8 protein-coding genes are annotated in these 6,409 nt (G+C 37.9%); 2 read left to right on the top strand and 6 right to left on the bottom strand.

The features are described 5' to 3' along the window. Positions 1-436: 436 nt before the first annotated feature. Entirely contained in the window at positions 437-1,534 is a 1,098-nt protein-coding gene (locus V7161_RS20970) for an L-dopachrome tautomerase-related protein (RefSeq protein WP_335714816.1), read from the top strand. Between the two features lie 153 nt (positions 1,535-1,687). Here the strand turns inward: V7161_RS20970 and V7161_RS20965 are convergent, their stop codons facing one another. From V7161_RS20965 to V7161_RS20940, 6 genes are all read right to left on the bottom strand, one after another. Further along, positions 1,688-1,987, bottom strand: coding sequence for a spore coat protein (locus V7161_RS20965; protein WP_335714815.1), 300 nt, complete (start codon positions 1,985-1,987; stop codon positions 1,688-1,690). Between the two features lie 18 nt (positions 1,988-2,005). Beyond that, on the bottom strand, positions 2,006-2,200 hold the full coding sequence (locus tag V7161_RS20960) for a hypothetical protein (protein ID WP_335714814.1): 195 nt from the start codon (positions 2,198-2,200) through the stop codon (positions 2,006-2,008). A 17-nt stretch (positions 2,201-2,217) separates the two neighbouring features. Continuing rightward, on the bottom strand, positions 2,218-3,354 hold the full coding sequence (locus V7161_RS20955) for a zinc-dependent alcohol dehydrogenase (protein ID WP_335714813.1): 1,137 nt from the start codon (positions 3,352-3,354) through the stop codon (positions 2,218-2,220). Positions 3,355-3,372: 18 nt separating this feature from the next. Beyond that, positions 3,373-3,741, bottom strand: a complete 369-nt coding sequence (locus tag V7161_RS20950) for a spore coat protein (protein WP_335714812.1) — start codon at positions 3,739-3,741, stop codon at positions 3,373-3,375. A 16-nt stretch (positions 3,742-3,757) separates the two neighbouring features. After that, positions 3,758-4,003 (bottom strand): spore gernimation protein GerQ, encoded by a 246-nt coding sequence (locus tag V7161_RS20945; RefSeq protein ID WP_335714811.1) that lies wholly within the window; start codon positions 4,001-4,003, stop codon positions 3,758-3,760. A gap of 255 nt (positions 4,004-4,258) precedes the next feature. Continuing rightward, positions 4,259-5,245 carry a DUF3231 family protein gene (locus V7161_RS20940; protein ID WP_335714810.1) on the bottom strand — a complete coding sequence of 329 codons (987 nt, stop codon included), beginning with the start codon at positions 5,243-5,245 and terminating at the stop codon, positions 4,259-4,261. A gap of 692 nt (positions 5,246-5,937) precedes the next feature. Between V7161_RS20940 and V7161_RS20935 the strand changes: the two genes are divergently transcribed. Beyond that, complete coding sequence (locus V7161_RS20935; RefSeq protein ID WP_335714809.1) at positions 5,938-6,339, top strand: hypothetical protein; 402 nt, start codon at positions 5,938-5,940, stop codon at positions 6,337-6,339. The last annotated feature ends 70 nt before the right edge of the window (positions 6,340-6,409 follow it).

The following is a 6,409-nucleotide window of genomic DNA, read 5'->3' as shown; positions in this document are numbered from 1 at the left end:
AGTGAAGACGAACTAAATCAGGAGTTTTTAGTTCTTTTAAAAGAATCATATCAATTAATGAGTTAGTTAGTGAATGGATATTTATTACCAATGAACAGCATTTTCTTGGGAATTATATCTGGTATAATATTTGGTTTATTCTCTGTATTACTAATACTCCCGATGAAATTTGAAGATAAACTTATTGCTATTATTGGTTCTTTTATTAATCGTTTTACGATTGGTTTCTTAGTATCAGTAACTGTTCTTCCTATGTATGGTTGGACAGGTGACCTTTAAATTAAAATGTTACCTTTCTTCTGACAGACTTATTAAATTTCGAAAACAATCCATTCAATCATCTTTTCATATAGAAAAACTTATTAAGAAACATGCACTAGAAAAAATATAAATCATATATAGGTGATATCCCGTTTGAATGCTTGAGGAGGATATTATGAAACCTATGTTACCTAGTGAAAAATATTTCGGTAATTTAGAACTAGTTTATGCATTTTATGGGGCTATGCCTACAGGTGTTACTGTTTCAGAAACCGGTCGTATTTTCATTTGCTTTCCGAAATGGGGAGACGATGTTAAATTTACGGTGGGGGAAATTGTTGAGAATAAATTGCAGCCTTATCCTAATTTACAAACCAATTTGGTTAATCCCGAGAATATCACAATGACTTTCATCAGTGTCCAAAGTGTAATTGCTGATGGAAGGGGAACGCTTTGGATATTAGATACAGCGGCACCTAATTTTTCTGAACCTATTAAAGGGGGGGCAAAATTAGTCGCTGTTGATTTAGAAACCAATACAATAAGAAAAGTATATACCTTTACAGAAGATGTTGTTCTGCCTACAACTTATCTGAATGATGTCCGTTTTGATTTTCGTGTTGGAAAAGCAGGTTATGCCTATATAACGGATTCTTCTTCAAGAGGCCCAGGAGCTATTATCGTCGTAGATTTATCAAATGGAAACGCGTTTAGACGGTTAAATGGGGCAAATTCAACTTCACCCGATCCCTATTTTTTACCGAAAGTAGAAGGTAAAATTTTAATGAATCGAAACAAAGACGGTTCAACTTCTCCATTTAGATTGGCGTCTGATAGTCTTGCGATTTCTCCCGATGGAAAGATATTATTCTTTGCTCCACTAACCAGTCGTCATTTGTTCTCGATCTCAACAGAAGCCCTAAGAGACAGATTGATACCGGACATGGATTTACCTTATCATGTGGAGTATTGGGGAGAAAAAGGTGCGTCTGATGGAATGATCACCGATGCAAAGGGAACTGTTTATGCTGGAGATTATGAAAACAACAGTATCCGTAAGATATTGCCAAATGGCATAATGGAAACTATCGCACATGATCCGAGAATTTTGTGGCCGGATACTTTTTCAATTGGTCCGGATCAATATTTGTATGTCATTGTGAACCAATTACATCGACAGCCTAGATTTCATTATGGAAAAGACATACGACAGAAACCTTATAGTTTACTTCGTATCAAAATTGATGAATTTCCTGCTCCGACCTTTTCATAATAAAAATAGTCAATTAATTGTTTTCAATTATATAGTGTAAAACAAACTCGAGTAAGCAAGAAGTATTAACTTTATTTACTTCTGCCAAATAAATTCAAAATGGTTTAATAGGAACAGTTTATTTGGTGAGTGTTGAACTGTTCCTGAAAATTTTTATAATGTCGGTAAGTTCAAAGCTGTATTGATATTATTTAAATCCAAACTGATCTGTTCGTTTGTATCCCAAGCATGGTACCATCCTTTTTCTGCCATATATGAGGAAATTTGTTCATGCATATCAAGAGCTTCCACTAAATGGCGAGTGAGCATTTCTTTAATTTCCGGTGTTCCTGCCTCCGTAGCTGCCATGGCATAATTTCTAATTCCACTTTTAGCTGAAATGAGTAGATCCATTGCAACGACTTGATCAGATAGTCCATCCATGCCCGTTAAAGTTTCAATGATTGGATTCATGTTCATTCATCTCCTAATTTACTGCTTAGCGTTGGAAAGGATAGAAGCATATTCTTGTAATTGTCTCGTAGATACATCAATGTCTTGCTGCATAATATCTCTTAATAGCTGATCTGTAACTAACGCTTTCATCGTTTTGGATTTAGTTAAACAAGTGGTCTTAAATGCAGTTATCTCATGGACCTCAAGAACTTCATGTAAGGCGTAGTTCATTTTTTATACCTCCTTCCTCAAGGTTTCAACACGACTTTTATACAATCATCCATTTTTGTGTCAAAAATCTCATAGCCACGCTTTGCTTCACTAAGTGGAAGTACATGACTTACGACATCTCCTGGATCAATTTTTCCGGTCGAAACTAATTCAAACATATATGGCATATAGTGGATGACAGGTGCTTGACCGGAGCGGATATTGATATTTCGCTGCATAATATCTCCAAGAGGGAAACCATTATATCTGCCGCCGTAAACGCCAGTAACTTGAATTGTCCCGCATTTACGCACTGCTTGTGAAGCCATGATAACCGCACTTAATGCTCCGCCATGAAGCTTCATTCCGCTTGCAAGGAACTCCATATCAGTCATTTTACCGTCCATACCAACAGCATCAATGACAACATCAGCGCCGCCTTTGGTGATTTCCTTCAGGTAACTTCCTACATTCTCATGATCCTCAAAGTTAACAATTTCTACTTTGTTGGTGCGCTTGGCGTGCTGCAAGCGATAATTGACATAATCAACGGCAATGACTCGCTTTGCCCCTTTTAACCAACAGAATTTTTGAGCAAAAAGACCAACCGGACCACAGCCAAGAACAATAACGGTATCTCCATCCTTTACACCTGCATTGTCAACGCTCCAAAAACCAGTAGTCATCGCATCGGCAATAACTGCTAACTTTTCATCTGGTTCCTCACAAGTCTCTGGAATTTTGAAATGAGTAAAGTTGGCAAATGGCACTCTTAAATATTCAGCTTGCCCACCTGGATAGCCACCCGTCGTACCAGAATATCCGAAATAGGCACCCATATCACCATTATCATTAGAATTATCACATTGGCTTTCCAAATGGTTTTTACAGTAATTGCATTCACCGCATGCTATATTAAAGGGAATTATGACTCGATCTCCCTTTTTTAGCTTAGTCACACCTGGACCAACTTCTTCGACGATTCCCATTGGTTCATGGCCAATAACATAGTTTTCTTGCAGGTTAGGAATCATACCATGAATTAAATGTAAATCAGACCCACATATAGCTGTACTCGTTACTTTAATAATCATGTCATCTGGTTTTTCAATCTTTGGATCTGGAACTTCTTTGACTACAACATTTTTAATACCTTGATACGTTACCGCCTTCATTGGTTACAGCCTCCAGTGTTAGTGTTCATCAGGTGTCCGGTCAAACATACCTTTTCTATTAGTCTCAACAGGAAATAGATTCATTTTGCCAATCTTCAAAGTATTGTTGGCAGAGAGTTGGTCTAATTGATATTGTTCATTTAATTCGTATGGATGGAACCATTTTTTACTAATCATTAATTCTGTAATTTCTTGGTGGATGGCAATCCCTTGCATTAACTGGTTTCGTAAGAGGGTTCTAACATCAGGTGATGCGGACTCCGTTAATGCAACCGCAATATTGCGCACACCTTCTTTGGCACGAAGAAGTAAATCCATCGCAAATGTGGTATCTGCTAGCTCTGGTACGTGTAGCGAGTTTATAGGGTCTAAATAGTCATTGTTCAATGAATTTGCCTTCCTTTCAATTTATTATTGGTGTTGGCCGGTTTTGAGGAACAGGCGCTTCAAAAGGTGCACGTTGATAAATTGCCTGTAATTCTTCAAGTGCTTGCATGGATTGTTCAACATCTTTTTGCATTAATGCTCTCAAATCATGATCAAATACCAGTCCTTGCATTAGTTTTGATTTCGCTAAGCATAGGGTTTTAAAATTAATAACTTCATGTAGATCCAATGACTCATGATCGGCTAATTTTTGAATATCCATTTCTAATTATCCTCCTTTTTACTACAGTGATATTGTTCCAAGTATAGGAGGAAACATTCTAAAATTTTCTTAAAGGATAGGTAAAGTATTTTGAATGTTTGGGATATTTGTGAGGTGGAGAAAATTCATTCAGCACAAAAACACAAATTCAGCAATATGTACTTGCTTGGATAATCGATAAGAACGCGAGTTAAAACCCCTTGGTGCTCAAGGGGTTTTGTCTACTTCGTAAAATCACAGTTAGGTGAAGTTTCACTAAGATAATTCTCGTCGATCAACGGAACTTGGCGGTTCTTCAAACCATCCATTGGAAATCATGATGTTTGCGCAGTCTTCCGCAAGCTTCACATCCCTTGCGATGGCAGACGAATATTTGAGCCCGAGGTCGCGCCTCATTGAGCCGGACAAGGCGGTTCCATAATATGCCATTGCTGCTTGAATCAAAAATGCGCAATGGAATATCATCAATTTATCCGAAAATGGCGCAATCTGAGAATCTGTAACATGGGTGTCCCATGTGATGGCAGAACTGATGAAGTCTTCATGAAGGATGGTAGTAAAAATTTCAATATGTTCTGCTGCCAGTTTTACCACTTCTTCCATAAACCGGCGGATTTCTTTCGATTTAGCGGTTTGACTAAAACCGAGAGCCAAGTCTTTAGTCAAGATGGTTTTCTGCAAATTAAAATAAAGACTAGAGATTTCTATTGTGTTCAATGGGCGGCGTTCCCCGAACCAGCCGGTTAAAAAGCTTTGCTTTTCCGCAAATTCAATTTTTTCTGGAAGCACGATGGTGGGCGGACGTTCCAGGAGACCTCTCGATTGCAGCACTCCCAATGTAGATTCGTATAATTCATAAGATCCCTTGTACGTTTCGAAATAGAATTGACGAATGTCCAGCCTGCGGGAAGCGGTGATCCCAAGAGAATAAGAAGTCAATCCGTGTATCGACATTTGGTGCAAATAGAACAGCCAGAGTTCGTCTGAAAACAATCTCGGTGCATCTAAATGGACATCTTCCTCTGTAAATGCATGGGGAATCGGAAATTGTTCCTGATTGAATATGGCGGCGATTTTTTGAACAATGTTTTCTGATAAATTCAAAGCTTTGCCAAAAATAGCGTTAATTTCTGGATCTTGAATAGTTTGCAATGCATATTTGTTTACGCATAGAGCCATCGTATTATTCATATAAGGAGCCCATAAATTCGATACATCGAGTGCAACTATTTTTTTCTCCATTGCCATCCTCCACAATTTTTTAAAATCTAATTCAAGCTAATAACCAACGAGTTTTACAGAAATGTACTTTAAATGTTAGGCTACTATTTTTTATCGGTTTTTATGTAATTTTGTCAAAAAGTTTGCCATCAATCCACCGTCAGTCGGAATGGTGTTTCTCCGCTGGCAAATCAATTTCATCCGGACATCTTTAGGTAACAGAACAAAATCAAGGAAATAAAATTTGTAAGAAGCGGGGGCTTTAATGCAAAAAGCATCAATCATTAATAAGCAGATTATATACAATAATTTATTATTAATTAAACCCACCAACATCTCATGTGTTGCCACATACACTCCGCACATGTTGAATGTGGAAACATCGTACTGAGAGTTGGTGCCAGCCTGGTGGCAAAATCAATCATACTGCCACCAATTACATCCGTTTAAAGCATATATAGGAAAAACAAAAGCCTACTATATCAACAATTTCAAACGATATCTGTTATAATCGGATTCGCTTTTCAACCTTGACAGGGTTGAGGTCGGGGGTTCGAACCCCTCACAGGTCATCCGGACGGTAGAAACGTTGATATAACGGTGTTCTACCGTTTTCTATTTCCGCTGACTTATGCGTTGACTTAATCGCTGGGTAGCACTGGGTTTATGCCTCTTTTGTTCCGTTGACTTAACCGAACAGGAGGCGTTTTTTTATGGCTGACAAACGAACTGGCAAGCGTGTAAAGAACTTGAGGACATTACGGAAAACAGCGCACAATCTTGATTCTTTATTTCTATCGTTCAAGACGATTAAACGTGCGGAGGGAAGAGCGGCTGGTAAGCTGAATCAATACGAGGACAATTACGGATATTTTATCGAGTATCTTGATAGACACGATATAAAGCGGTCAGTAAAGGAAATTACGAGGGATACTATTCGCGGTTATATAGTTTATATGCACGATAAATGGGTGAAATTCGAGGATCATAAGTTTAAGCCCGAAGATTCAATGACGGTAGGATTGTCTCCATCAACGATTATAGTGTGTATCATTTCATACAAAATAGGTAATAAACTAGTCCGCACAAATCTATGTTCACATAGACTAATGTAGTAACAAGATATTTTCACATGGAGGTCATTTAACGATGTTTTGGAAAAAAAGTCCAAAAGCAGTACCAAAA

The organism is Neobacillus drentensis, assembly GCF_036965425.1.
GTDB lineage: Bacteria > Bacillota > Bacilli > Bacillales > Cytobacillaceae > Neobacillus > Neobacillus drentensis_F.
This window is presented reverse-complemented; position numbering and strand designations above follow the sequence as displayed.